General features: G+C 39.2%; 26 protein-coding genes. 21 read left to right on the top strand and 5 right to left on the bottom strand.

Annotated elements, in window-relative coordinates; translation table 11 throughout:
* Nucleotides 1-129 precede the first annotated feature (129 nt).
* The 4 genes from ABE65_RS16900 to ABE65_RS16885 all read left to right on the top strand — a co-directional run bounded on the left by ABE65_RS16900 (nucleotide 130) and on the right by ABE65_RS16885 (nucleotide 3,622).
* The gene (locus ABE65_RS16900; protein ID WP_066397438.1) at nucleotides 130-834 is read left to right on the top strand and encodes an ABC transporter ATP-binding protein; all 705 of its coding nucleotides are present in this window, start codon (nucleotides 130-132) and stop codon (nucleotides 832-834) included.
* Nucleotides 818-2,131, top strand: a complete 1,314-nt coding sequence (locus tag ABE65_RS16895) for an ABC transporter permease (protein WP_066397435.1) — start codon at nucleotides 818-820, stop codon at nucleotides 2,129-2,131. Before ABE65_RS16900 ends, ABE65_RS16895 begins: the two co-directional genes overlap by 17 nt.
* Before the next feature lie 117 nt (nucleotides 2,132-2,248).
* Nucleotides 2,249-2,950, top strand: coding sequence for a Type 1 glutamine amidotransferase-like domain-containing protein (locus ABE65_RS16890; RefSeq protein WP_066397433.1), 702 nt, complete (start codon nucleotides 2,249-2,251; stop codon nucleotides 2,948-2,950).
* Between the two features lie 66 nt (nucleotides 2,951-3,016).
* Entirely contained in the window at nucleotides 3,017-3,622 is a 606-nt protein-coding gene (locus ABE65_RS16885; protein WP_082861477.1) for a superoxide dismutase family protein, read from the top strand.
* Nucleotides 3,623-3,679: 57 nt separating this feature from the next.
* On the opposite strand, the gene ABE65_RS16880 is transcribed toward ABE65_RS16885, so the two are convergent.
* The 3 genes from ABE65_RS16880 to ABE65_RS16870 form a co-directional block, all read right to left on the bottom strand.
* Complete coding sequence (locus ABE65_RS16880) at nucleotides 3,680-4,402, bottom strand: ABC transporter permease (RefSeq protein WP_231887817.1); 723 nt, start codon at nucleotides 4,400-4,402, stop codon at nucleotides 3,680-3,682.
* Nucleotides 4,403-4,486: 84 nt separating this feature from the next.
* The gene (locus ABE65_RS16875) at nucleotides 4,487-5,275 is read right to left on the bottom strand and encodes an ABC transporter permease (RefSeq protein WP_066397420.1); all 789 of its coding nucleotides are present in this window, start codon (nucleotides 5,273-5,275) and stop codon (nucleotides 4,487-4,489) included.
* Entirely contained in the window at nucleotides 5,259-6,287 is a 1,029-nt protein-coding gene (locus ABE65_RS16870; RefSeq protein WP_066397416.1) for an ABC transporter ATP-binding protein, read from the bottom strand. The genes ABE65_RS16875 and ABE65_RS16870 overlap by 17 nt, the downstream gene beginning before the upstream one ends.
* 399 nt (nucleotides 6,288-6,686) lie before the next feature.
* Here ABE65_RS16870 and ABE65_RS22340 point away from each other — a divergent pair, with 399 nt between their 5' ends.
* From ABE65_RS22340 to ABE65_RS16860, 3 genes are all read left to right on the top strand, one after another.
* The gene (locus tag ABE65_RS22340; RefSeq protein WP_269148768.1) at nucleotides 6,687-6,809 is read left to right on the top strand and encodes a hypothetical protein; all 123 of its coding nucleotides are present in this window, start codon (nucleotides 6,687-6,689) and stop codon (nucleotides 6,807-6,809) included.
* Between the two features lie 21 nt (nucleotides 6,810-6,830).
* A complete protein-coding gene (locus ABE65_RS16865) occupies nucleotides 6,831-8,570 on the top strand; it encodes a mechanosensitive ion channel (protein WP_082861475.1) in 1,740 nt (579 codons plus the stop codon).
* 141 nt (nucleotides 8,571-8,711) lie between these two features.
* A complete protein-coding gene (locus ABE65_RS16860; RefSeq protein WP_066397414.1) occupies nucleotides 8,712-9,440 on the top strand; it encodes a ZIP family metal transporter in 729 nt (242 codons plus the stop codon).
* A 58-nt stretch (nucleotides 9,441-9,498) separates the two neighbouring features.
* Here ABE65_RS16860 and ABE65_RS22095 read toward each other — a convergent pair whose 3' ends face one another.
* Nucleotides 9,499-10,296 (bottom strand): hypothetical protein, encoded by a 798-nt coding sequence (locus tag ABE65_RS22095; RefSeq protein ID WP_066397412.1) that lies wholly within the window; start codon nucleotides 10,294-10,296, stop codon nucleotides 9,499-9,501.
* A gap of 369 nt (nucleotides 10,297-10,665) precedes the next feature.
* Here ABE65_RS22095 and pyrH point away from each other — a divergent pair, with 369 nt between their 5' ends.
* The 13 genes from pyrH (at nucleotide 10,666) to ABE65_RS16790 (ending at nucleotide 25,509) form a co-directional block, all read left to right on the top strand.
* Nucleotides 10,666-11,400: a UMP kinase gene (pyrH, locus tag ABE65_RS16850; RefSeq protein WP_066397410.1), complete on the top strand. Its 735-nt coding sequence runs from the start codon at nucleotides 10,666-10,668 to the stop codon at nucleotides 11,398-11,400.
* Nucleotides 11,401-11,799: 399 nt separating this feature from the next.
* The gene (locus tag ABE65_RS16845) at nucleotides 11,800-13,323 is read left to right on the top strand and encodes a spore germination protein (protein ID WP_231887816.1); all 1,524 of its coding nucleotides are present in this window, start codon (nucleotides 11,800-11,802) and stop codon (nucleotides 13,321-13,323) included.
* Nucleotides 13,320-14,408 carry a Ger(x)C family spore germination protein gene (locus ABE65_RS16840; RefSeq protein WP_066397408.1) on the top strand — a complete coding sequence of 363 codons (1,089 nt, stop codon included), beginning with the start codon at nucleotides 13,320-13,322 and terminating at the stop codon, nucleotides 14,406-14,408. The genes ABE65_RS16845 and ABE65_RS16840 overlap by 4 nt, the downstream gene beginning before the upstream one ends.
* A gap of 132 nt (nucleotides 14,409-14,540) precedes the next feature.
* Nucleotides 14,541-15,437 (top strand): hypothetical protein, encoded by an 897-nt coding sequence (locus ABE65_RS16835; RefSeq protein ID WP_066397405.1) that lies wholly within the window; start codon nucleotides 14,541-14,543, stop codon nucleotides 15,435-15,437.
* Between the two features lie 151 nt (nucleotides 15,438-15,588).
* Nucleotides 15,589-16,674, top strand: coding sequence for a copper resistance D family protein (locus ABE65_RS16830; RefSeq protein ID WP_066397402.1), 1,086 nt, complete (start codon nucleotides 15,589-15,591; stop codon nucleotides 16,672-16,674).
* 29 nt (nucleotides 16,675-16,703) lie between these two features.
* Nucleotides 16,704-16,952, top strand: a complete 249-nt coding sequence (locus tag ABE65_RS16825; protein WP_066397399.1) for a DUF2573 family protein — start codon at nucleotides 16,704-16,706, stop codon at nucleotides 16,950-16,952.
* Between the two features lie 380 nt (nucleotides 16,953-17,332).
* Nucleotides 17,333-18,250 (top strand): proline dehydrogenase family protein, encoded by a 918-nt coding sequence (locus tag ABE65_RS16820; RefSeq protein ID WP_066397396.1) that lies wholly within the window; start codon nucleotides 17,333-17,335, stop codon nucleotides 18,248-18,250.
* 244 nt (nucleotides 18,251-18,494) lie between these two features.
* Nucleotides 18,495-20,891, top strand: a complete 2,397-nt coding sequence (locus ABE65_RS16815; protein ID WP_066397394.1) for a 3-hydroxyacyl-CoA dehydrogenase/enoyl-CoA hydratase family protein — start codon at nucleotides 18,495-18,497, stop codon at nucleotides 20,889-20,891.
* Between the two features lie 15 nt (nucleotides 20,892-20,906).
* Nucleotides 20,907-22,088, top strand: coding sequence for an acetyl-CoA C-acetyltransferase (locus ABE65_RS16810; protein WP_066397392.1), 1,182 nt, complete (start codon nucleotides 20,907-20,909; stop codon nucleotides 22,086-22,088).
* Between the two features lie 15 nt (nucleotides 22,089-22,103).
* Nucleotides 22,104-23,888 (top strand): acyl-CoA dehydrogenase family protein, encoded by a 1,785-nt coding sequence (locus ABE65_RS16805; RefSeq protein ID WP_066397390.1) that lies wholly within the window; start codon nucleotides 22,104-22,106, stop codon nucleotides 23,886-23,888.
* 501 nt (nucleotides 23,889-24,389) lie between these two features.
* Entirely contained in the window at nucleotides 24,390-24,749 is a 360-nt protein-coding gene (locus ABE65_RS16800) for an arsenate reductase family protein (protein ID WP_066397388.1), read from the top strand.
* A 71-nt stretch (nucleotides 24,750-24,820) separates the two neighbouring features.
* On the top strand, nucleotides 24,821-25,207 hold the full coding sequence (gene gcvH, locus ABE65_RS16795; protein ID WP_066397386.1) for a glycine cleavage system protein GcvH: 387 nt from the start codon (nucleotides 24,821-24,823) through the stop codon (nucleotides 25,205-25,207).
* Between the two features lie 62 nt (nucleotides 25,208-25,269).
* Complete coding sequence (locus ABE65_RS16790) at nucleotides 25,270-25,509, top strand: YusG family protein (RefSeq protein ID WP_066397384.1); 240 nt, start codon at nucleotides 25,270-25,272, stop codon at nucleotides 25,507-25,509.
* A 59-nt stretch (nucleotides 25,510-25,568) separates the two neighbouring features.
* Here the strand turns inward: ABE65_RS16790 and ABE65_RS16785 are convergent, their stop codons facing one another.
* On the bottom strand, nucleotides 25,569-25,889 hold the full coding sequence (locus ABE65_RS16785; RefSeq protein ID WP_066397380.1) for a general stress protein: 321 nt from the start codon (nucleotides 25,887-25,889) through the stop codon (nucleotides 25,569-25,571).
* A 240-nt stretch (nucleotides 25,890-26,129) separates the two neighbouring features.
* Here ABE65_RS16785 and ABE65_RS16780 point away from each other — a divergent pair, with 240 nt between their 5' ends.
* Nucleotides 26,130-26,477, top strand: a complete 348-nt coding sequence (locus ABE65_RS16780) for a toprim domain-containing protein (protein ID WP_066397377.1) — start codon at nucleotides 26,130-26,132, stop codon at nucleotides 26,475-26,477.
* The last annotated feature ends 1 nt before the right edge of the window (nucleotide 26,478 follow it).

Here is a 26,478-nt window from a genome sequence, read left to right as displayed (position 1 = left end):
ACCTATACTCTTCTTTCCCTTTAAATCCTTCTTTAAAAAGTTACTTGGAATGTATTGACAGCTGATGAAATATAATGGTATATGTGTATTATAACGAATAGTACACTTAATACATAAAGGGGTGTCAACATGATATCTGTAAGGGATTTATCATACGCGTTCAAAATTGGTAAGAAAGAAAAAGAGAATGTCGTACCGGTTCTGCATCATGTCGATCTGCAAGTAGCAGAAGGTGAAATTGTAGCGATCATAGGAAGAAGCGGATCAGGAAAGTCGACTCTATTAAACTTAATCTCTGGCTTTATTAGGTCGCAAACAGGAGAGATCGTGATTGATGGAAAGCAGGTCAGCAAACTATCTGAATCAAAATGGGCTGAATTTCGTTTAGAGCATCTAGGCTTTATTTTTCAAAGCTTTCAGCTGATTCCTAGCATGACTGCCTATGAAAATGTAGAACTTCCATTGGTACTTAAAGGCGTTAGCGAAAAAGATAGAAAAGACCAAACGATGAAAATGTTAAAGAGGGTCGGACTTGAGCAGTATCAAAGCCACTATCCGGGAGAACTTTCAGGAGGTCAGCAGCAACGCGTAAGTATAGCCCGTGCACTAATCTTGAATCCGCCTCTTATCTTGGCAGATGAACCAACAGGTAGTCTTGATTCTGAGAACGAAAAAGAACTATTAAACTTTATAAAAGAATTGAATGAAAAAGATGGAATTACATTTTTAATCATCACACACGACCATGAAGTAGCTTCAATTGCTCATCGAAAAGTGGAAATTAGAGACGGTTATTTAAGAGAAGGGAGCATGCTTCATGAAGTTCAAAGATAAACATCGATTTGTAAAAAGTAATATGAAAAGAAACAAGACCCGTGTATGGATGACAATACTTGCATCTACGATGGGGTGTGCTTTTTTAATCATGCTGGCCTCTGTAGGTTTTGCGATACATAAGACAGCCATAGATGATGTGATGAGCTATCGGTTGATGAACGAGATCGAAATACAGAAAGAAAACGGTCCTTTAGTTGAGAAAGACGTGAAAAATCTTGAAAAGGTTAAAAATGTTAAAGCGGTTAGTGGAAAGAAATATGTACCTGCGAGCGAAATGTCACTAGGAGAATACACAGTATATGCTGAAGTAAACAGTGCAAATATACCTTCTGAGAGAAAAGCGGGATTGCAGCTTGAAAAAGGAAGAATGCCCAAGAGTAAAAATGAGGTTATTATCGGACACCATTTTGCTCAAGAATTAAGAAAAGAGATGCCTGAAAACTTTACAGAAGGAATGAGTGAGGAAGAGGCACAAAAGAAGATTAAGGAATTAGCTTATGATAGAGATTTGTTAAATCAAACATTAACTTATCATATGAAGGTAGATCAGCCAGAGAGTAAAATAGATGCCGAGATAAAAACGGTACAAGTAAAAGTGGTGGGGATCAAGGAGAAACCAAAAAAAGAATGGATGATCGACAGTTCGGTGTTAATTACGGATGATCTTCGTGATGAAATTATGCCTCTATTGAGTGAGATGGATCCTGAGCTTAAGAACAGTGACGATTCATATAGTACTGTCAAAGTATACACTTCATCAGCCGAAGAGGTTAAAGAAGTATCCGAAAAGATCAAAGATGAAGGTTATCTCACGTATTCTGTAGTTAGCGAACTAAAAGAACTGAACATCTATTTCACATTGTTTAAAGCGGGCTTGATTTTCATTGGTGGTATTGCCGTCCTCATTGCTTCTATTGGAATATTTAATACGATGACGATGGCTGTTACGGAGCGCTCTCAAGACATCGGTATCATGAAAGCGATTGGCGCAACACCAAAAACGATCAAGCGCATCTTTCTTTTAGAGAGTGGATATATCGGATTATGGGGAGTGGGCTTAGGGACCATTTTAGCGTATCTCATCAGCTATGGAGTCAATTTTGCGCTTCCTATCATCGTTGAACAGGTTATGAACGAAAAGCCACCTGAAGATTTTATTTTATCTTATATTCCATGGAGTCTGACTGCAATCGCCGTAACGATTTGTATGAGTGTAACTTTACTCTCTGGTTGGCGGCCAGCAGCCAAAGCTACCACAGTTGATGTATTAAAAGCTTTAAGAAGAGATGTTTAATAGAGCACCCGCCGATATGAAAATTTGGCGGGTGTTTTCCTTTTATGTAAGACTCAACTTTAAAGGATAAATTCCGCTACAGATCGAAAAGAATATAACAGAGGAGTGAATGAGCATATGAAACAAAACATCAGAAAACAGATTATTGCTATGGGTGGCGGGGGCTTTTCCATGGAGCCAGAAAATAAGAGATTAGATCGCTACATTCTGAAGCAAAGTAAGGCTGATCGACCTCGCATTTGTTTTATTCCTACAGCAAGTGGAGATTCAGATGGTTATATCGAACGATTCTATACAGCGTTTCAATCAGAAGAGTGTGAACCTACACATCTTTCTTTATTTTCACCACCCAAGGATTTGGAGATTTTTGTAGAGCAGCAAGATGTTTTTTACGTAGGAGGAGGCAATACAAAGAATCTTTTAGCACTATGGAAAGAATGGGGACTAGATGTTCTTTTAAAGAAAGCATATGAAGATGGAAAGATCTTAGCAGGACTCAGCGCGGGATCTCTCTGCTGGTTTGAAGAAGGCGTAACCGATTCGTTCGGCCCATTAGCTAAACTTGAGTGTTTAGGCTTCATTTCAGGAAGTCATTGTCCGCATTATGATGGAGAAAAAGAGCGAAGACCCGCTTATCATAAACTCATTGAGAATGGACTAAAACCAGGGTATGCTGCAGACGACGGTGCGGGACTGCACTTTGTGAATGGCGAATTATATAAAGTTGTAAGTTCGAGAGATCACGCGAAAGGCTATTTTGTTGAATATGATGGAGAAAACGTGAACGAGGTGGAACTTGAAACACTTTTTTTAAAATGAAGGTTTAAAGTTCTGATGATTGGGCGGAAAATGTACTATTCGTTAATCATCAGGAGGTAAATCGCTTTGAAAAAATTAGGAATGGTTTTGTTCTACATGTTGCTCTTACTCCTACTCGCATCATGTGGAAACAAAAATAAAGAAGACGAACACAAAAATCATGATATGGAAGAATCCAAAGCTGAAGCGCAATCTCAAGCTGCATCTAGTAAGGTAAAAGGCGGTTCTTATATCGTTAACCTTGTTAATGCAAAAGGAGATAAAGCGGGAGAAGCAACGTTAACTCAGACAGGAGATGGCGTTAAGGTCGAAGTGAACGCGACTGGGGTAAAGCCAGGTGAACACGGCATTCATTTTCATGAAACAGCAAAGTGTACACCACCAGATTTCAAGTCAGCGGGAGCGCACTTTAATCCTACCGAAAAGAAGCATGGATTTTTGAATCCGAAAGGACCACATGTAGGTGATATTCAAAATGTGAAGGCTGATAAAAGCGGAGTCGTAAAAGACGAAGTAGTATCCAACCTCGTGACGCTTTCAGAAGGCAGTGACAACTCGCTTTTTGCTAACGGTGGAACATCACTTGTGATTCATGACAAGGCGGATGATTATAAAACAGATCCTTCAGGAAATTCAGGAGACCGTGTATTGTGTGGAGTTATTAAAAAGTAAGGCTATTAAAAACAAAGCTGGCACCTCATCGCAACTGATAAGGTGCCAGCTTTTCATTTAACTTCCTGTGCTCGTAAATGCCTTGAGCCCTCTATTCCAAAACCAGTATGCAATGATGCAAGAGAAGATGGCGACAACAGGTGTTAATAGAGCCAATCTTTCAAATCCTGAACCTTTGATAAAATATGCTGCAGGATAAAATGCAGTAAACCCATAAGGAACGATCCACGTTAGGAAGTGACGGATTCCCTTATGATAGATCGTTAAAGGATACCGAGCAAAATCACTTAGATTAAAGATCGTCCAAACGATAGGCAGACTGTCGACCATCCAAAACGACAATGTCGCAAAGAAGAGGTTGATCGCAACAAAAATGAAACCGGATGAGATGATCATAATAACAAGTATAAAAAATTCAAGGATTCCCCATGAGATGCCTAAGTGTGGCATAGCTGTACCAATGACGATAATCCCGATGAACAACTGGCCAAAACCATCTTGCTGCAAGCGGTCGGCAATAAAATGAAACAGCGGATTGATCGGTCTGATCAAAAGACGATCGAACTTGCCTGGTCGAATATACTGCCAGCCAAGTGTCCACAGATTATCAAAGAAGATATGATGAATCGAGCGGCCTGTGGCGGCAATTCCGTAAATAAATAAAATTTCATAAAAGGTCCAACCGTTCAAAGCATGGATATGATCAAATACAATTTTTACGAAGAAGATTCCTGCAAACTGCTGAAGCATGACAGAAAGGACGCCTAGTAAAAAATCCATTCGGTACTCCAACATAACTTTTAAGTTTTGTTTGCAAAATAAATAATATAATTTTGTATACCTTGATAGCATGCGTGCCACCTCCTAACCTCCGAAAATAGTAACTTTTTTTATCGCAATCGACCATAATATCCTTAATAGAATAAAGAGTGAAACTACCCAAAAAATTTGTGATCCGAGCGCAAGCCAAGCTTCTGTACCTGTCAGGATGCCGGTGTAGATGGCAACGGGTACATAGACCATCGCTTGAAACGGCAGAAAAAGGCTGATCGTTTGAAACCACTCAGGAAATAAGATAAGTGGGACGAGTGCGCCGGAAAAAAAGGAGATAACGGCTTCTTTCATAACTTGTAGACCCCAAAGATTTATGGTCCAAAAAGCTAGAATCGCAATTAATAGATCAAAAAAAGTACCGATCCAAATACCCATAAAGGCACTGAGTAAGAATAATAGACCAGCTTGCCATGTGGTTGGAAGGGTGATATCCATAAATATAAATGCAAGAATGCTTAAAGGAAGCGCCCCACGTACGAAATGAATAACTTTATCACCTAGATCCATAGCGACTAAACGAGTGATTAAGTTGTAAGGTCTCATCAGTTCAATGGCAACATTTCCATCTTTGATCGTATGCGCTAGTTCCTGACCTACACCTGAAACAAACATCTGTAAAAACATAGCGATAATAATGTACGTAATCATCCCATCGAATGGTAGTCCTTCTATTTCCGTTCGGCTGCTGTACACGGCTTTCCAAAAGAAATAGATAACAAGCATCCGTAGCAAAATGGAGAAAGTATTAGCCCAGAACCATGCGGAATAGGCAGCATGTACTTGCATCTGCACTCTAGCAAACTCAAAGTATTTCCTCATGCTGGACCTCCTTCTTCATGCCTCTTCCATAAATTTCTTCTACAATTGTTTCAATCTTTGCATCGGCGATGGTTAGATCCGCAACAGCATAATGATTCATCATCGTATGGATGACTTCTGCACCAGAGATATTTTTATTGCTGAACGAGAGGGATACAAGATGAGGATCTTCATCGCTTTTTGGCAGTACCTCTGTTACGGCACTTATTGCTTCCGGTAAAACAAAAGAATCAGCAGCATCTTCTAACTCAAAATGAATAACACGCTTATCACCAAACTGCGATTTGATATCTTGAATCGACCCATCATAGATCACACTTCCATCATCGATAATGATAATTCGCTGACAGATCTCTTCGATGTCCTGCATGTCATGAGTAGTAAGAAGCACAGTGGTGCCGTATCTAGCGTTCATCTGTTTGATGAAAGCGCGAATTCGAACCTTAACCGCTACATCCAATCCTATGGTAGGTTCATCCAAATAGACTACTTTTGGACGGTGTAAAAAAGCGGCAGCAAGTTCACAACGCATCTTTTGTCCTAACGAAAGCTGCCTTACAGGGATGCCTAGCAATGGCTCTAAATGAAGAACATCAATGAACTCTTTTAAAGTTTCATCATATTGGGCCTGTGGAATCTCGTAAATGTGTTTAAGAAGTTCATAGCTTTCTCTGACCGGAATATCCCAGAATAATTGTGTGCGCTGACCGAAAACGGCACCAATATGACTCGCATTTTGTTGTCTGTTCTCGTAAGGAATGATGCCGTTTACTTTTACCTCACCAGAAGTCGGTGTGAGAATACCGGTCAACATCTTAATCGTTGTCGATTTGCCAGCACCATTCGCACCGATGTAGCCAACCATCTCTCCCGCTTCAATGTGCATGTTGATTTTTTTAACAGCTTTTTTCGTTTCAAATTTCCTATGAAACAACGATTTTATAGCTCCTCTTAATCCAGGATCTCGCTTTGCAATCTTATAATGTTTTTCTAAATCTTTTACGACGATCATGTTCGTTCTCCTTAAAAATGGACACAAAAAAACCACAGACAAATACCTGCGGATATGTGTGCATATGTAATTTTTTGCTCACCAAAAAAAACGCGTCAGGTTATGAAGGGATATGAAGTTAGTTTGATTGAGTGATAGAAATCCACATGTTATCCTTCTCCTTTTTGAAAACGGTTGCACTAAGTATACCTAAAAGTAAGTCAAATGTAAAATATATCCTTGTTTCCGGATAGAAAGCTCTAGTTTAACGAATTCCTGCTTTGGGAAAGTAGAGCTAATGTAGACGTTTTTATGAAAGGCTCTGTTTTTAGAAAATTGTTGTATCTATCTTTTGTCTTTTCCTTCTTTGAATATTGATTGAAGTGTAAGATGCGAGACTCCTGCGGGACAGGTGGGCAGGTGAGACACTTAAAAGTGAAACGTACGAATGTGGCTCACCGCCTGCCCCGCGGAAAGCGAGTATCTGAAACGGAGATCAATTACTACAAAGAGCAACAGTCAATAGAAAAACAGCCTTATTAAATGAGAAAAAGGAGGACGAACATGTACGATTACAATGGAGTTACAGATTCTTGGATGGCTTATTTAGGTAGATTGCCAGATTTGCTTCTTGCTATTTTAGTTTTATTAATTGGTTGGCTGATCGCCTCATTGGTTGCAAAAGCAGTAAAAAAAGCATTACACAAAACGAATTTTGACAACAAAGTCTTGAGGTGGATGAAGCCTGATACCCATGAAGATCAAGTGCAACAAACGCGCACCAGCAAGTATTCTTTTGAAGAAGTAATCAGTAAGGTTGTATTTTGGATCCTTATGGCAGTAGCCATTGTCATGTTCTTAAACATGCTTAGTCTTCCGTATGTCGCACAACCAATATCAAATGCTTTAGGTGTGATTGCGGCAGCGATTCCTAATTTACTAAAAGCTGCACTAATCGCGGCAGTAGCTTGGTTGATCGCCTCTGGTTTATCGATATTAGTCAGAAAGTTAGGCCAGAATACCCGATTTGAAAGGTTATTACACCGTTGGAAGTTGACTCGTGACCCTTCTCAATCTGACAAGGCTGTTTTCTCAGCATCAAAAGCTGTATTTTACCTCACATTGTTATTGTTCCTACCAGCAGTATTATCTGCATTAGGCATTGATGCCATTTCTGAACCATTGGAAGGCATGCTAACGGGCCTCTTCGCATTCTTACCAAAACTGCTCGGAGCGGCAATCATTCTTTTTGTAGGGTGGTTGGTTGCTAAAATCGTTAAAGAAATCATTGTGAACTTCTTACAGAGCATTGGTACAGATCGTTTAGCTTCAAAACTAGGTGCCGAACGTGCACTTGAAAAGACATCTCTTTCTCAAATCATCGGGACCATCGTGTATGTATTTATCTTAATTCCAGTTGTTATTTCAGCTCTAGAAACACTTGATATCAATGGTATTTCTGGACCTGCAATCGGTATGTTAGGTCAGATCATGGACATGATTCCAAACATCATTGTTGCGATCCTTTTAGTAGCAGTCGGATTATGGTTAGGAAAATGGGTAAAACAAGCTGTTACCTCTTTATTAGAACGAGTTGGGTTCAATGGCATCTTTTATAAGATGGGTCTTGGATCACTTCATAAAACCAATCAGACATTTACGATTTCTGAAATGATTGGATATGCGGCTCAAGTCGTTGTGGTGCTGCTGTTTACGATTGAAGCCCTGCAGCTTGTTAAGCTAGAGAGCTTAGTTAACATACTATCCGTGGTACTTGCATATATCCCGATGGTGTTAACAGCTGTGTTGATACTAGGAATCGGGTTCTATGCTGGAGACCTTGTGAAACGCGTTGTTCAGAGTATGATCAAACAACAAACTGAAGGCAAGCTACTTGGCAACATCGCGAAGTATACGATTATTACACTTGCTTTCTTTATGGCTCTTGATCAGCTTGGAGTAGCGAAAACGATCGTAAATGCTGCATTTATTCTCATACTAGGTGGTTTTACGATTGCGTTTGGTCTAGCATTCGGACTGGGTGGTCGTGAAGCGGCTGGGCGAACGCTTAATAAATGGAGTCGAAAAATGGAAGAGACAACGATTCAAAGTCCAGACCCAGCAGAATGGAAAGACAAGACGAGTCTAAAAGATTTTAGAACAGACTCTTCTAAACCGGAAAGCAATCTTATCGATGTGGATATTCATAAACCTCATACGATTGCAAAAGATCGTCAGTTCGATCATTTAAACACACCTAGTGAAGAATTTGGTATAAACAATAATCCAAAACGAAATGAGTAATTGAAAATAGAATGAAATCGGCTCATAGAGGTGAAACTATCCCTTTATGAGTCGTTTTTAATCACGTTTTTGTCAACTGAACTATAAATGCTATTAAAGGATGTAATGAAGTGAGATTAAGTAGGAAAGGAGTTAAACAGGATGCTACTAGCCGCCTTTTGGGGAGGTATAGCAGGTTCTGCTGTACTTTTAGGATGTTTTACAGCCCTAGCTTTTCGAATTCCTAAAAAATGGACTGCTTGGATCATGGCTTTTGGAACAGGAATTTTAATAGGTGCTGTTTCGTTTGAACTTTTGATCGAGGCAGTAGAGCAGAGCGATTTAATCGTTACTTCTTCCGGCTTTATTTTAGGAGCAGCGATTTTTACGGGCATTAATAGTTTTCTTGCCAAAAAAGGCGGCCATGAAAGGAAGAAGTCAGGCGATAAGAAAACCAAAGGGGTAGGCATGGCTATTTTCCTTGGCACATTGTTAGATGCCATTCCAGAATCTGTTTTGATTGGTGCAAGCTTGATCGATCATAGCAAAGTAAGCTGGCTCCTTGTCGTGGCCATTTTTTTAAGCAACTTTCCTGAAGGGCTTTCAAGTTCAATAGGGTTGTTAAGAGAAGGATTTTCGCGTCGAAAAATTCTTGGTATGTGGCTTTCTGTTTTTGCCATATCTGCACTCGCGGCTTTTTTGGGATATCTCTTGTTAGAGAATGCTTCTGTAGCTTCACTATCGTTGATCGGTGCTTTTGCAGGAGGTGCCATCATGGCGATGGTAGCGTCAACCATGCTTCCTGAAGCACATGAAGATGCGGGAGTAGCCGCGGGTTTTATAACTTCTCTAGGTCTTTTATGTTCGATGCTTCTAACTCATCTATCATGAATGGATGAAATTGAAAAAAGCTGTCAAAAGTAAAAACTTTTGAACAGCTTCATTATGATTAAAGCTTGAACCAGCCTCTAGATTCTAGATCTTCAGAGTTTCTCTTCTTGTGCTTCTTTTTCTTCCAATGATCGTGTGTTGAGGAAGACTCTTTACACCAGCTAGAAGATGAGGATGAAGAAGAAGAAGAAGATGAAGATGAAGATTCTTTTTTGCACAACAGTACAGAAGAACTGGAAGAAGAAGAAGATGAAGATGAAGATTCAGGTTTGCACCATACTACAGATGAACTAGAACTAGAACTAGAACTAGAGCTCGAGCTTGAACTTGAAGAAGATTCTGGCTTGCATTTTTCTTTTTTCTTGCAGCAAGGTTTTTCTTTTTTACAGCATAAGATTCTACAGTTGCTGCTTTCGTCGTCACCAATTTCGCCTGCTTGCGTAATAAAGTTGATAGAGCCGATCGCGATGATTACGAGTTCGTCGTCTTCTACGACTTGGATGGATGTACGGTTAACACGAGTTAGAACGCCTTCAACTTCACCATCATCGTCACTACCGTCATTCACTCTTACTTTACAGTTGATCAGTTTTCGTAAGATGCTTTGGAAGGTATCATTACAAACTTTCTTACGATCTGTGTTGCAACAGTTTCTGTCTGTTGCTACTGAAACGGATCTTACATTATTTAAAGGAAAGTAAAGAACCTCTCTGTCATCTGTCTTGATTGCTATAAAGTCTCTTCCAACACAGACTAATTTGCCGGATTCTTCTACATCTTCCCCTGCTCTGACTGTTACATGCTTACATAATAAATTGGCAAGCTCTCGAGGTGAGAGTTTGTTTTTACAATTCAAAATATTGCCTCCTGGTAATGGTATTGACTATTTCTTGTCCATGCATTATATGTAACAAGTTTTAAAAGTGCATATGACACTTGTCTATATATAGAAGTTTTAAAACTAATTTTTTTCGTTTTACGAGTTTCGATGGACATAGGAAGGGATTTATAAAAAAAATCAGTAAAATTTCACCCAAATTCAAATTTTTGTATATAATGTTGGAAAGAAGAAAAGAGGAGGGATTGTAATGAAGGGAACACGATATAAAAGTACTCATTTCCTTACAATCCATCTTATTCGAAAGGACAGATGACATATTTATTGTCGTTTGTTCTTTTTTTGTATACCGTTTTCTCTGTGTGTATGAAGAAGGAGGAAAAGCAGATGCGTTATAAACGAGTACTGATTAAATTAAGTGGTGGGGCACTTGCTGGGCAACAAGGATCAGGTTTTGATCACCTTTCTTTAAATCACATTGCAAAAGAAGTATTATCTGTTCTTGAAAAAGGGATTGAAGTGGCTATCGTTGTGGGTGGAGGAAATATTTTCAGAGGTAATTTAGCAGAGTATTGGGGAATTGAAAGAGTAGAAGCTGATCAGATCGGAACGCTTGGAACGGTCATCAATAGCTTGATGCTTAGAGGGGTTTTGAAAAGTAAAATAGACCAAGAAGTAAGAGTGATGAGTTCTGTTCCCATCAGTGCCGTAGCGGAACCATATATTCGCTTAAGAGCGGTACATCATTTAAACAAAGGATACGTCGTCATTTTTGCTGGAGGGAATGGTCAACCCTACGTTACTACTGACTATCCGGCGGTTCAAAGAGCGCTAGAGATGAACTGTGATGCGATTCTATGTGCTAAGCAAGGTGTGGATGGTGTGTATGATAGTGATCCTAATCGTTTCAAACAAGCAAGAAAATACGCAACTTTGCAATATGACGAAGCTATCAGAAATAATTTAAAAGTGATGGATCAATCCGCTCTTATCTTAGCGCGTGACCATGGATTGCCGATTCACCTCTTTGATTTTAACCAAGAAGGATCATTTCTTAAGATCTGTAACGGTGAAGATGTAGGGACATTTATAAGTCACAATATAGAAACTGCTCTTGTATAAATACTTTTTAAAAGCTATTTTGGCATACTTCAATGTTGCTTCTGAATGTAGTTGATTTCCGTTACAGATGCTCGCTTTCCGCGGGGCAGGCGGTGAGCCACATTCGTACGTTTCACGTATAAGTGTCTCACTTGCCTACCTGTCCCGCAGGAGTCTCGCACTTCCACTTCAATAAACCTGTCAATGAAGTAAAAGCAAAAGAGACGATAAGCATCACCCTTTTAGGAAAAATCTTTTTCAAAAAACTGTTTTGGTTTGCGAAAAGCTTCTAGGGGCACTTTAATCAACTGTCTTTCGTAATTATCAAAAAGTATTCCGGTCATGGATTGGAATGCTTTTTTTGTATATTTCCATACACCTCATCTCATATTAAGAAGTAGAAAAGAGGTGTGAGTCGTCATGATGAAATGGTTTAAAAAGAAGTCGAAAGAGCAGAGTCATACGATCGATCTATCGGATAATACGTATAGCGATATTAGAGAGCTAGTAGATAATGCGAAGGAGTCTGCTGATTTTATCCATTATCCTCAAAAGACGGTACATCATCATATTTATATTTCTTATTATAAAGCGATGATCGATGGAGAATTGCTCCATCGAGACCTGCTTCCGTATTTAATACATAGCAAAGATTTTAGACACATTAAAGATTTAAAAGATATCTTACCAATCGAGAGCGTTACGATTACTAATGATATAAAAGAGATTCAAAACAAGTTGTTACGCGGTTTTATCGTGGTTCAACTCGGTGAATACGATGAAGAATGTGCGGTCATTCGGGCAGAGAACTTTGCTACTAACCGGCCCGTATCTGTTTCTGAAATTGAGTTTTCTGTTATTGGACCGAAAGAAGCTTTTATTGAGAACTTAGATAGCAATCTGTATCTGATTCGTAGACGATTGCCAGTTCCTGAACTCCGGTTTAAAGAAGTAGTACTCGGGAAATTTTCAAAGACACGAGTTATTATCGCGTATTTAGAAGGTGTTGCTGAAAAAGAGAACTTAAATACTGTTATGCAACGAATTAAAGATATTGAGCTGGAAGTCATTCCGGATAGTTCGTACTTAGAACAGATCATATCGGATAATACGAAATCGGTTTTTCCGCAGCTCATCACAACCGAACGACCAGACAGGGTTGTAGCCATGTTGAATTATGGTCAAATTGCGATTCTCTCAGAAGGTTCGCCTCAAGCCCTGCTAGGTCCAACGGGTATCTCGGAATACTTTGCATCACCAGAAGATTATTATCTATCATGGCTCTTGGGATCATTGTTCCGATTCATCCGCTTTATTTCGGTTATTTTTTCAACTTTTGCAACACCGCTTTATGTCGCCGTACTCACTTACCACTATCAGATGATACCTAAAGATCTATTAGCACCTTTGATCTCGTCACGCGTGAACATTCCATTTCCACCTATATTGGAAGTGTTGTTTTTAGAATTGACGATTGAGTTGTTGCGGGAAGCAGGTGCACGTCTTCCTACGAAAGTTGGTCAGACACTGGGAATCGTAGGAGGTATCGTAATCGGACAGGCGTCTGTTGAAGCGGGATTAACGAGTAATATTCTTTTGATCATCGTTTCTTTATCTGCACTAGCATCGTTTACGACACCCATCTATAAAATGGCGAATACGATTCGTATCCTCCGTTTTCCATTCATCTTTTTTGCGGCACTTTGGGGCGGGGTGGGAATTGTATTGGCAATGTCGTTTATTCTCGTCCATCTTTTGCGACTAGAATCATTAGGCAGGCCATATTTACAGCCAATCTATCCGCCTCGATTATTAGATATGACGGATACGATTTTTCGACTGCCCTATAATAGGCTATTGAAGCGTCCAATCTCATTAGGAACTACACTGCCATCTAAAGATAAAGTGAAAGAAATGAGAAAGAAAAAGGACATCGACGAATGAAAAAAAAATATACGCTTTGTATTCTTTTTCTCATCTTAATTCTCACAGGATGTGTACCAAAAGAGATCATTGATGAAGTCCAGCTCATACATGCCATCGGTTTTGATAAAAAGCCGGATGAAAGTATTCAAGGTACGATTACGTACCCTGTGTTTAATATGGATGGAAATGTTCGAGTTGAAACATTATCAGCTGTATCACACACGAGTCGATTTATAAGGTCTAAACTAAATACACAATCACCTAAAACTTTGACGACAGGGCAGCTTCGTGTAGTATTGTTCAATGATCGTTTTGCTGAAAAGGGGATTCTAGAGATCGTGAATTCCCTTTATCGAGATCCTAACGTAGGAAATCGACTTTTTTTGACTGTAGTAGATGGCAATACGAATGAACTGTTAACTAAGAAATATACCGCTTCTGCTCTCCCATCCATGTATTTGGCCGATCTACTCGATCAGAATATTAAGAGTGAGAATCTGCCGAAAACAAATCTGCACGTGTTTCTGTACAGCTATTATGGAGAAGGAATGGATCCTTTCTTACCAATCGTAAAAACACATAAAAAATCGATTCAGCTTGAAGGAGTCGCTTTATTTAAAAGAGATAAGTATGTTGGTAAACTAAATCACAGACAATCATTTGCTTTTAAAGTTCTTCTGGACGGCTCTAAATCAGGTAATTATGAGGTGGAAATCAAGAAAGATAAGAGGAAGGGACATGCTGTAATTCGGAACATTAAAGGAACGACAACCTACGATATTAAAAAGGTGAATGGCGTACCTCAGTTTAATGTGAAGATGAAGATTCTTGGTGAGATTCATGAGTATCCGCATTGGTTGAACCTAGAGCAGCCGGAAAACATTGCTCTTATTAAAAAAACGTTAAGAAGACAATTACAAGATGAAGCACAAGGGATCGTGAAGAAGTTTCAAGAATTGCAAGTAGATCCTCTTGGACTAGGTGATCAAGTGAGAAGGCGAGAAAAAGGTTGGGATTACAAAGTATTTCAAAAACAATATCCTTCAATGAAAATACATTTAACAACTGAAGTAGATGTAGTTGAAACAGGAGTTATTGAATAGTGTGAATGAACAGCTTTCCGTAGTTTGGATGGCTGTTTTTTTTTGGTTTCTGCGGACAAAAAAAGAAAAGCATGGCGAATGTTTATATGGTTATTCCTTTATAGGGATAACGATTTAAAGGGGGCAATTGATTTGAAGACAACAGATGAGAAAATTAAAATTCGTAATCATTGGTTCAAAATTATTCTAATCAGTCTAATATCGCTAGTATTTATGTACAAGTTAGTGATTACAGAATTTACGTTTCATTTTTCAGACTTGCTCGCATTTCTTGTAGCTGTTTTTGCAATCGGGATCTGCAGTATTTTTTATGTGAAAGTAAATGAAGCACTCATGGCTTTTGTTTCGGCTGGAAAGTCTGTTATGCCGATGGCTAATAAAAGTAAGTTAGAGCCAGAAACACAAGAACAGAGAGTAGAAGAAGTTTACATACAAGATGATAACGATGAAGTTACATTAACAGAATCTGAAGAAGAAGAGCTTGTACGAGAATTGTTATCTCAAGAAGAGCAGATTAAACGTATGAAACAAGTTCAGAATGAAGTGAAAAACCGTTTAGTAACGGAAGACCTTCATGAAGAAGATAAAAAAGATTACATAGATTATTTGCTGCAAAAAGAAAAAGAGATCATGTTAGCAAAACAAGAGATTATTCGAATTACAACATTATTAGAACCTTTAGAAGAACGAGAACAAGAAGATATAGAAGAGTTCGAACAAGAATATGTTGAAGAAGAATACATAGATGAAGAAACTGCTCACACTGGAAACGCGAAAGATATCGTCCAGTTATTAGGCAAAGAGTTTGTATTAAATGCGAGTTTAGAGCAATTCAATCACAAGATGAGAGAAATTCAGCACTCTATCACGATTGAAACGGCGAATCAATTAAAAGAAGAAGGACTCATTGATCCATATTTCAACGTTACTCGTAAAGGGTTGAAAGAGTTTAGACGTGCTGCAAGGAAATTCAGCTATGGTGATGGAGTAAAATTTCTATCCAAAGTCGTGCAAAGAGGAAACCGATAATTTTATGAGAAAGCTAACAGAGGCGAGAAAGACGCTGTTCTGTTAGCTTTTTTTTATATAAAAATTTCATTTTATTGTCATTCTTAAACTTTTGTTACTTCCCAAATCCCTGATACAATAAAGCTTAGATCGTTACGAAGGAGCTTATTTCATGTTTATTGTCGCTAAAGCCATGTTATATGTTTGTTTTGCCTTGTTAATGGGTGCGTTTATCTTATATTCAGTTCCACGAGAAAGCCGTCCGGAAATCTTTTTTTCCAAAAAGCTTATCTTACTTTTAATAGTTTTCACACCATTGTTTGGGATCGGGGAGCTTATTAGACTTACGATGCATCTTGGAGAAGATTTCGGATATTGGATGACGTTTCAAAATATCGTTTTTAGTTTTGAAGTAGGAAAGGGTTGGCTTTTCTTAACCGGAATTTCTGTTCTTTTGTTCTTCATGGTTTTATTTAATGATATAAAAGAAGATCGATTCTTTGCCGGATTAGTCGTCTTTTTGACAGCTGGAATGGGAATCTCTGTCGGTTATGCGAGTCATGCAGCAAGTCTAGAATCTTTAGGATTCTTAGCTCACTCGTTGCATTTTATAGCTGTGATCACTTGGTCAGGTGTACTTCTCGTAAGTGGGTATTTTAGCAAAGGGGAAGGGCCAAATCTTTCATTCTATAAATGGTTTACACCTTTGGCTGTGGGCTGCTTAGTTACTGTGATTGGTGCAGGCTTGTGGTTAATGAACTATATCGTTCCTCAATATGTGAACAGTTATTTGTTAGACTATGGACAAGCATTGTTGATCAAACACATTCTTTTGTTGATTATTGTGGTCTATAGCCTGATCAACGGAATATGGCTAAAGAAGAGATTGAAGGAAGGTACGACTGGAATAGCGCTTAACAAATGGATTAAAGCAGAAGGGATTTTCTTATTTCTTGCTTTTGTAACAACAGCAGTGATGACTCAGCAAACACCACCTCATGATGTAGCGGATACGTTAAAGATGGAAGAGCCTTCTAAACTGTTTACTCTATTCTCGGGTATTGTTCCAGGCGAAAATCCGATGTTGTTCTTTAACTTCTCAATGATGAGTCTTGTTTGGCTAGCAGGTGCGATTGTATTAGTCTTATCTGTTTTTGCATCGATCAAGCAAAACAAAAGTATGGTACTTGCCATAGTCGCTTCTATCTTAGCTGCGGGTGCTATTTATCTAGCCGTAATGTCTTCGGTATCACTGTAAAATCTAAATAATCTAGGGGGTATTTAACCGTGGATGATAAATTAAAACTACAGCTGGATGGTTTGATAGAAAAATATGCTGAACTTCTTCTAGGAAGTTCAGATCCAAAGCATGTAGAGATGGTAAAAACATATGTTCTTTATTCGTTCATCGCTAAGAGCATGCCGCCATTAGTAAAGCACTGGAACGAAGAGTATCCAGATGCTAAGGAAGCAATGAAAAACCTTGTTCATGAGATAAAAAAATTGAATGAAAAGCACCGAAACGAACAGAAATAATAAGATATAACATGAGGCAGTCATATAGACTGTCTTTTTTTATTGTAAGCTTTGCCAGTTTTTTGATAAGAAGATGATTACGAGTGGTTAGAAGACAGTTTCAGGTGAAACAAGACGTGTTAGCGGTGAAACTAGCTCTATTATAGGTGAAACTAGGTCATTTACCGGTGAACGTGTAAGAAATATAATAACACGTACCGTAAAAATCAGTTTAACTGTCTCAGTAAACATGATTTAAAAACTTTTTCACACGAAAAATATTTTTAATATTGCAAAATCGACAATATTCGCAAAAAAAATGATATATTTAAAGCGGTTACATCATAGAGAGAATTAACCAATCTTATTTTATATTTTAAGGGTATTAGGGGGTAATTGGATTGGAACAACTTATGCGCAATTTTTTCTTATTTCTTGCTAAAAATAAATCGTTAACTAACCTTGCTAAAAGATACGGTCTACGTTTCGGAGCGGGTCGTTTTGTAGCAGGTGCAACACTTGAAAGTTCCATTACGGCTATCAAACGTTTGAATGAAAAGGGAATGCCAGTAACAATCGATCATCTTGGTGAGTTTGTCGATAACGAACGCGAAGCTGCCGAAATGACTCAGCATTGTATAGATGCCATTAAAGCGATCAGTAAAGAAAAGCTGGATTCACAGCTATCTCTAAAAATGACTTCCATGGGACTAGATATCAGCGATGAACTTGTGTTGAGCAACATGAGAAAGATCATGGATGCAGCAACCAAACATAATGTTTTCATCACGATCGATATGGAAGACTATTCTCGTTGTGAGAAAACGCTTGAAATCTTCAAGATGCTTAAAAGTGAATATGATAACATCTCAACAGTTATCCAAGCTTATTTGTATCGCTCATTAGAAGATGTTCAAACGTTAGATGAATATCATCCGAACCTGCGATTAGTAAAAGGTGCATACAAAGAACCGCAAACTGTCGCATATCCGGAAAAGAGCGATGTAGATAATAACTTTAAAAAACTGATCGAAACTCATCTTTTGAACGGAAACTATACCGCGATTGCAACACACGATGATGAGATCATCCAGTATACAAAAGATCTGGTGGAAAAACACAACATTCCTTATGATCAATTCGAGTTTCAGATGTTGTACGGAATTCGTGTAGAGCGTCAAGATCAACTGATGCAAGAAGGCTACAAGATGCGAATTTATGTACCATACGGAAACGACTGGTACGGGTATTTCATGAGACGTCTTGCTGAACGACCAGCAAACGTTGTGTTCGTATTAAAAGGTGTGTTCGGAAAATAAGTAGTATGCAAGAGGAGTCTGTCTTAAACACAGACTCCTCTTTTTTATACGCAGAAAGAATCATTCTTCCTCTATAAACCATAGGCACACAACCTGCATAAGATAAGAAATAAACGTTTACAAAAGAAAAAAACCTCAACTATTGCTAAAATTCAGAATATATTTTATATTGGATATAGGGTAATTAATTTTTTTATGGATAAAAAATGAATGAGTATTCATTCAATAAAGGAGGAAGACCATCTTGTCTCGAGAAATCCGAAAAGCTGCTGTACTGGGTTCTGGTGTAATGGGATCAGGCATAGCCGCTCACCTAGCAAACGTCGGAATACCAACATTACTATTGGATATTGTACCGCCTTCTTTAAGTGAAGAGGAAAAAGCAAAAGGGATTACGGAAGATCATCCTGCATTCCGCAACAAATTCACTCTATCTGCCACACAAAAATTATTGAAACAAAAACCTGCTCCACTAGCCGTAAAAGAAAATCTCGAATTAATCTCAATTGGTAACCTTACCGATGATCTTGAAAAATTAAAAGATGTAGACTGGATCATTGAGGTAGTTGTTGAACGCCTAGATGTGAAACAAAAGCTTTTTGAACAAGTCGATCAATATAGAAAACCAGGAAGTATTGTAACGTCTAACACTTCTGGAATCTCGATTTCAGCCATGGCTGAAGGACGTTCAGAAGATTTTAGAGCCAATTTCTTAGGAACACATTTTTTCAATCCACCACGATACTTAAAGCTTCTTGAAATTATTCCAACAGAGGATACACTACCTGAAGTTGTTCAATTCATGCGCAACTTTGGTGAGAACGTACTTGGAAAAGGAGTAGTTGAAGCGAAAGATACGCCTAACTTTATCGCGAACCGCATCGGAACATATGGATTGATGATCACGATGCAAGAGATGATGAAACAAGGATATAGTGTCGGTGAAGTTGATTCGGTTACAGGTCCTTTGATCGGCCGTCCTAAATCTGCAACGTTTAGAACGCTTGATGTTGTTGGGTTAGATACCTTCCTTCATGTTGCGAAAAATGTGTATGAGCAAGTTGACGGGAAAGAAAAAGAAGTGTTTGAGATTCCTGACTTCTTGAACGAGATGGTAGACAAGGGCTGGACGGGAAGTAAGACAGGTCAAGGCTTCTATCTGAAACAAAAAAGCAAAGCAGGCAGTGAAATCTTGGAGCTCGATCCTGCTACTTTGGAATATAAACCACGTTCTAAGATGAAGACAGCCACACTTGAAGCTGCAAAACAAATGAAAACAACAAACCAAAAAGTGAAAGCGCTTTTATACAGTGATGACCGTGCAGGTAAACTGCTATGGGACATCATTAAACCGGTTCTATTATATTCTGCAGAAAAGTGTTATGAAATCGCTGATGACCTTGTTGCGATCGACCAAGCGATGAAATGGGGATTCGGATGGGAGCATGGTCCATTTGAAATTTGGGATGCGATCGGCGTACCACAATCAGTAGAACGAATGAAAACTGAAGGTGAGACAATACCTGGCTGGGTAGAAGAGCTTCTACACTCCGAAAAGAACTCGTTCTATACAAAAACGGATGGTGATCGCTCTTATTATCACCACGGAAGCTATCTTCCTGTGGAAGAGAACAAAAAAGTGGTTTATTTAAGCCGTTTAAAAGAAAAAGGCAATGTGATCACAAAGAATGGTGGAGCAACACTAATCGATCTTGGTGATGATGTTGCGGGGCTTGAGTTCAATTCTCCGAATAATGCGATCGGACCGGAAATTATTATGATGCTTCATCAGGCGATCGACGAAGTAGAAAAGAACTACAAAGGGCTTGTAATTGGTAATCAAGGTAAGAACTTCTGCGTTGGTGCAAATTTGATGCTTATCCTTATGGAAGCACAGGACGACAATTTCTTTGAACTCGATATGATGGTTCGTCAATTCCAACAAGCGATGGCAAGAGTTCGCTATAGTGCAAAACCTGTAGTAGCGGCTAACTTCGGAATGACTCTCGGCGGTGGAGTTGAAGTGTCACTTCCTGCAGCAAGACTTCAGATGTCATCTGAAACGTATATGGGACTTGTCGAAACAGGAGTTGGTTTGATTCCAGGTGGAGGCGGAAACAAAGAACTTTATCTTCGTCTATTAGAGCAACTGCCTGAAGGCGCTAAGGGAGATCTGCAAAAAGTAGCGAACCAAGCTTTTGAAACGATTGCGATGGCGAAAGTGTCAACTTCTGCTCAAGAAGCACGTAAACTAGGCTTCTTACGAAAGGAAGACAGCATCTCTGTAAATGGTGATCACCTCTTGCATGATGCGAAGACACAAGTGCTTGCGTTAGAAAGCCTTGGCTATACACCACCTGTTAGAAAGAAGATTCCTGTGGTCGGTGAGGCAGGATATGCAACACTTGCATTAGGAGCGCAGACAATGCATTTTAGCCAATACATTTCAGAGCACGATCTAAAAATAGCAAAGAAACTAGCCTTTGTTTTAGCTGGAGGAAGAGTGCCAGAAGGAACATTGGTAGACGAACAATACTTACTAGATTTGGAGAGAGAAGCATTTCTAAGTCTAGCTGGAGAACCGAAGAGTCAGGCAAGAATGCAGCACATGCTTGTTAAAGGCAAGCCACTAAGAAACTAAGGGGGGAAGAACTCAATGTTAAAAGAGGCAGTAATAGTAGCAGGTGCTAGAACAGCGGTTGGTAAAGCGAAAAAAGGTTCTTTTGCACATATGAGACCAGACGAACTAGCAGCGGTAACCATTAAAGAAACGTTGAAGCGTGCAGGTGATTATAACGGAGAAATCGATGATCTGATTATCGGATGTGCCGTTCCTGAAGCAGAACAAGGGATGAACATGGCTCGTCTGATCGGTGCTAGAGCTGGATTGCCTGAAACTGTACCAGCAATTACGATCAACCGTTTTTGTTCATCAGGGTTGCAAAGTATTGCGTATGGTGCAGAAAAAATCATGCTCGGTGCAGCAGAAGCCATTCTTGCAGGTGGAGCTGAATCTATGAGTCTTGTCCCGGTAGTAGGTCATGTTGTAAAGCCTAACCCCTACTTAGTTGAAACGGTGCCGCAATATTACATGGGTATGGGTCATACAGCAGAAGAAGTAGCGAGACGCTTCGGCATCTCAAGACAAGATCAAGATGAATTTGCCGTAAGAAGCCACCAAAAAGCAGCAGCAGCGATCAAAGAAGGCAAGTTTAACGACGAGATCGTTCCTGTACATGTGATGAAACGCTGGTTAGATGAACAGTCGAAGCTAGTGGAAAAAGAGATTGCTGTATCCATCGATGAAGGAGTTCGCCCTGGAACAACCATTGACGTACTAGGTAAACTGCGTCCAGCATTCACACCGACTGGTTCTGTAACAGCAGGGAATTCTTCACAAACGAGTGATGGCGCTGCTACGGTTCTTGTTATGAACAGAGAAAAAGCAGAAGCAGAAGGTTTAACACCATTGTTGAAATTCCGTTCTTTTGCAGTGGCTGGAGTAGCTCCAGATATCATGGGAGTTGGTCCTGTAGCGGCCATTCCAAAAGCATTGAAAATGGCAGGATTAGAAATTTCGGACATCGGCTTGTTCGAATTGAATGAGGCCTTTGCTTCCCAAAGTGTTCAAGTCATTCGTGAACTGAACCTTCCAGAAGATAAGGTAAACGTAAATGGCGGTGCGATTGCACTAGGCCACCCGCTAGGATGTTCAGGAACAAAGTTAACATTAACTCTCTTACACGAGATGAAGCGTCGTAATGAACAGTTCGGAGTTGTAACGATGTGTATCGGTGGTGGAATGGGAGCAGCAGGCGTATTTGAACTAGTAGGATAACGAGGAGGAGAAAACATGTCGAATACAGCAGAAAAACAAATCATTGGTGGAAGCTTTTTAATAGAAGACATTTCAGCAGCAGAAATTTATACACCTGAGGATTTTTCAGAAGAACACTTAATGATCGCAAAAACAACGGAAGATTTTGTTGTGAAAGAAGTTGTACCTCAACTTGAAAAGATGGAAGATCACGATTTTACCGTATCCAGAAAGCTATTAACGAAAGCAGGAGAACTGGGACTACTAGGAGCAGATGTACCTGAAGAGTATGGCGGCTTAGGTCTAGATAAGATTTCTTCTTCACTCATCACGGAAAAGTTTGCACGCGGACGTGGTTTCTCGATCAGTTACGGAGCTCACGTAGGAATCGGCTCACTTCCTATCGTTCTTTTTGGAAACGAAGAACAAAAGAAAAAATACTTACCTGAACTCGCAACAGGTGAAAAGATCGCTGCTTACGCATTAACTGAGCCAGGTTCTGGGTCTGACGCACTTGGCGCAAGAACGACAGCAAAGCTTAACGCTGAAGGCACTCATTATGTATTAAACGGTGAGAAGCAGTGGATCACAAACTCTGCATTCGCTGACGTTTTCGTAGTATATGCAAAAATCGATGGTGAGCAGTTCACTGCATTCATCGTTGAAAGAGATTATAAAGGCGTTTCCACAGGACCAGAAGAAAAGAAGATGGGAATCAAGAGTTCTTCAACGCGTACTCTTATCTTAGAAGATGTAGAAGTACCAAAGGAAAATCTGTTATGGGAAGCAGGTAAAGGACATCTGATCGCCTTTAACATTCTGAACATCGGTCGTTACAAGTTAGCATTAGGATGTGTTGGAGCAGCCAAACGCGCTTTTGAAGTATCTGTAAAATACGCGAACGAGCGTCAACAGTTCAAGCGTAAAATCAGTTCTTTTAGCCTTATTCAAGAAAAGCTGGCGAACATGGCTGTCCAAACGTATGCAGCTGAAAGTTCTGTATACCGCACAGTAGGTCTTTTTGAAAACCGTCTAGGCGCTCTATCTGAAGAAAAACAAAAAGATGGTCGTGAATTAGCAAAAGCAATCGCAGAGTATGCGATCGAATGTTCACTGAACAAAGTGTCAGCTTCAGAAGTGTTGGACTATGTAGTAGACGAAGGCGTTCAAATCCATGGTGGATATGGATTTATGTCTGAATATGAGATCGAAGGTGCATACCGCGATTCTCGTATCAACCGAATCTTTGAAGGAACGAACGAGATCAATCGTTTGTTAGTACCAGGAACGCTTGTGAAAAAAGCAATGAAAAATGAATTGCCACTTATTCAAAAAGCAACTCAGCTTCAACAAGAGCTCATGATGTTAATGCCTGTTGAAGTAGGTACGGAAAGCTTGGATCAAGAAAAATATCTTGTGTCTATGGCAAAGAAGATTTTCTTGATGACTGCTGGATTAACCGTTCAAAAGTTTGGACCTAAGTTAGAGCAAGAGCAAGAAGTATTATCAAACTTAGCCGATATCATTAGCGAAGTGTACAACATGGAATCTGTTCTTTTACGTACAGAAAAAGCAATCGAAAGATCTGGAGCTGAAAAGGCAAAACAAAAACTTTTATACACAGAAGTATATTGCCAAGAAGCTTTCAACCGCATTGAAGCTCATGCAAAAGAGTCCATCATTGCTGTTGAAGAAGGCGACATGCTCCGCATGATGTTGTCAGCGTTAAAAAAATTAACGCGCCACACACCTATTAACGTGATTAAGAAGAAGCGTGAACTAGCTGTTCAGCTTCTTGAAGAAGAACGCTATATCGTTTAATTGATCTGAATTTACGCTAACCTTCAAAATATCTTATCTTTCCCTCCTGAATTTGTAGGAGGGCTTTTTTTGTTTAGTTTGTAAGAGGTTCGAAAGTAAAAATCATGAAAAAAGAAACTAACACAGCAATTTTTGATTGCAGACATCGAAAAAATGCTCACAAAAAGTGCAGTTTCAGGTGCGAAAACAGATTTAGGGTGATACCTAAAGGGGTATGTAGCTGTGTTCCGAAAATTAATCCATAAATAAACACCTTCAATCCACAAATTTAAGCAGTTTATCCGCGAATTATAGCTCCAAATCCAAAAGTTTTTGCAGTTTATCCGCGAGTCTACAATTCTCGACAACTGCCATGTCTGATTATACCCTCGCTCCATAAAAAGGGAGCAACCTAAAACGGGATCTCATTTTCAACACCTGGTCAAACAAATTCCCCAACGTGCAGAATTTCTTGTTTTATTGGTAACACTAGTTTGTGGTACTATGAGAAGGGGTGATATAATGCTACTGAAAGTGTATGAATATCCAAAATGCTCAACTTGCCAAAAAGCAAAAAAATGGCTAAAAGAAAATGATGTAGCCTTTGAGCCTATACATATTGTGGAGAACCCGCCTTCTGCTCATGAACTTAAGAAACTGATCGATCTGAGTGGTCTAGAGATCAAAAAATTCTTTAATACGAGCGGCATGAAGTATCGTGAGTTGGGTATGAAAGAGAAGATGAAAACAGCAACAGATGAAGAGCTGCTCGAAATCTTAGCCAGTGATGGCATGCTGATTAAAAGACCGATCGCAACAAACGGCAAAGAAGTTACAGTAGGATTTAAAGAAGAGCTGTACGAAAACACTTGGAAAAAATAACTTTGTTACTGACTATGATAAACCTTTTATTGTAGTTATTATAAAACCAAGAAAAGCTGGAGGGATTACACATGGAATTTCCAAAAGAATTACGCTATTCAGAAGAGCACGAGTGGACAAAAACAGAAGAAGGCAATAAAGTTCGTATCGGTATTACAGCATTTGCTCAAGACGAACTAGGAGATATCGTGTTCGTTGAACTTCCTGAAGTAGGAGACGAACTTACTGCGGACGAGCCTTTCGGAAGCGTAGAATCTGTTAAGACTGTTTCTGAATTATATGCGCCTGTCTCTGGAAAAGTTGTAGAAGTAAATGCAGACCTTGATGATAGCCCTGAACTTGTTAACGAGTCTCCATATGAAAAAGCTTGGATGGTTGTTGTAGAACTTTCAGATGCTTCTGAGGTTGAAAAGTTAATGACTGCTGAACAATACGAAGAATTAATCAAAGAAGATTAATGAAATCAATCTCTTCAGGAAAGAATAGACATACTGCTATTCTTTTTTGGAGGGATTTTTTTATGAACCAAGATAGACGAGACGTTACATCACGAGTTTTTGGTAAAATGAAAGGCGGATCTATGTCTCTTTACTTAGATAAGGACGAGATTGGTCAGATCCGTTTTACAAATCAAGGTAATATGTACGAGATGGCTGAGGGTTTTGAATTTGATGCTGACAAGATTTATAAACGTGAAAAGCCTGTAGAATTACCGAATCCATCAAAATATGTGGATGAATGTGATAAAGGTTGGTGCTGATTTCAGCACTCAGAGGATGATGTCAACGTGTTACCTTGGCAATCATCCTCTTTTTACATTTAATTTAGTTTGTTTCGTTCAGCACTTCCGCCTTTTGATCCGATCTTCTGATAAAAACTTTTATCTTGTTTTTGGGAAGTAGCGGTACCACCCTTTTTTCCGATTTCCTGATAAAACGTCTTATTGTGTGTGTTAGAGGTAGAGCTGCCGCCTTTTCTCCCGATTTCCTGGAAGAAAGTTGTGCTATGTTTTTTTGATGTGGAGGTACCACCCTTTTTTCCAATCTGCTGATAGAATTCTTTTCCGCGTGATTTGGATGTTTTCTCTCCACCTAATCTGCCTGCATCAGCTCGGCTCATTTTTGGTTCCGTTTTTGCCATGTGATGACTCCTCCAATATTCGTTTTATGACACCTAAATTCCCTTAAGTAACAGGATGTCAAACGCGTTTGAGGAGAATTAGTACAAAACGCATACATCAATTACAAATAGGTAGGAAAATAGGAAAAAGGGGTATAGTAATAAAGAACATCTCTTGCAGGATTTTAATAAAATAAAGCAAATATATAATCTAAGCGATGCATTCATTTTATAGTCTTCAAAGTATAGGAGAGATGAGTAATGAATGAAATCAAAAACAAAGTAATCATTGTCGAAGGTAAATCAGATAAGGATAAGTTAGCCGCAATCCTGGATGAACCGGTTGAAATTATTTGTACGAATGGAACGTTAGGTTTGGATAAATTAGAAGAGCTGGCATTAGCCATTGAAGATCGAGATGTTTATATTCTGGTCGATGCTGATGATGCAGGTCATAAACTAAGAAAGCAACTGCAACGTGAATTACCGAATGCGGAGCATTTATATATTAATAAGATGTACAGAGAAGTTGCGAAAACACCTCTGATGTACCTAGCAAAGGTATTGGTAGGTGCACACTTTAATATTCAAAAGAATTGTTTAGGATAAG

It is taken from the genome of Fictibacillus phosphorivorans (assembly GCF_001629705.1).
GTDB classification, from domain to species: Bacteria; Bacillota; Bacilli; order Bacillales; family Fictibacillaceae; genus Fictibacillus; species Fictibacillus phosphorivorans_A.
Note: the sequence above shows the minus strand (reverse complement) of the source record. Positions and strands in the feature narration are given on the sequence as shown.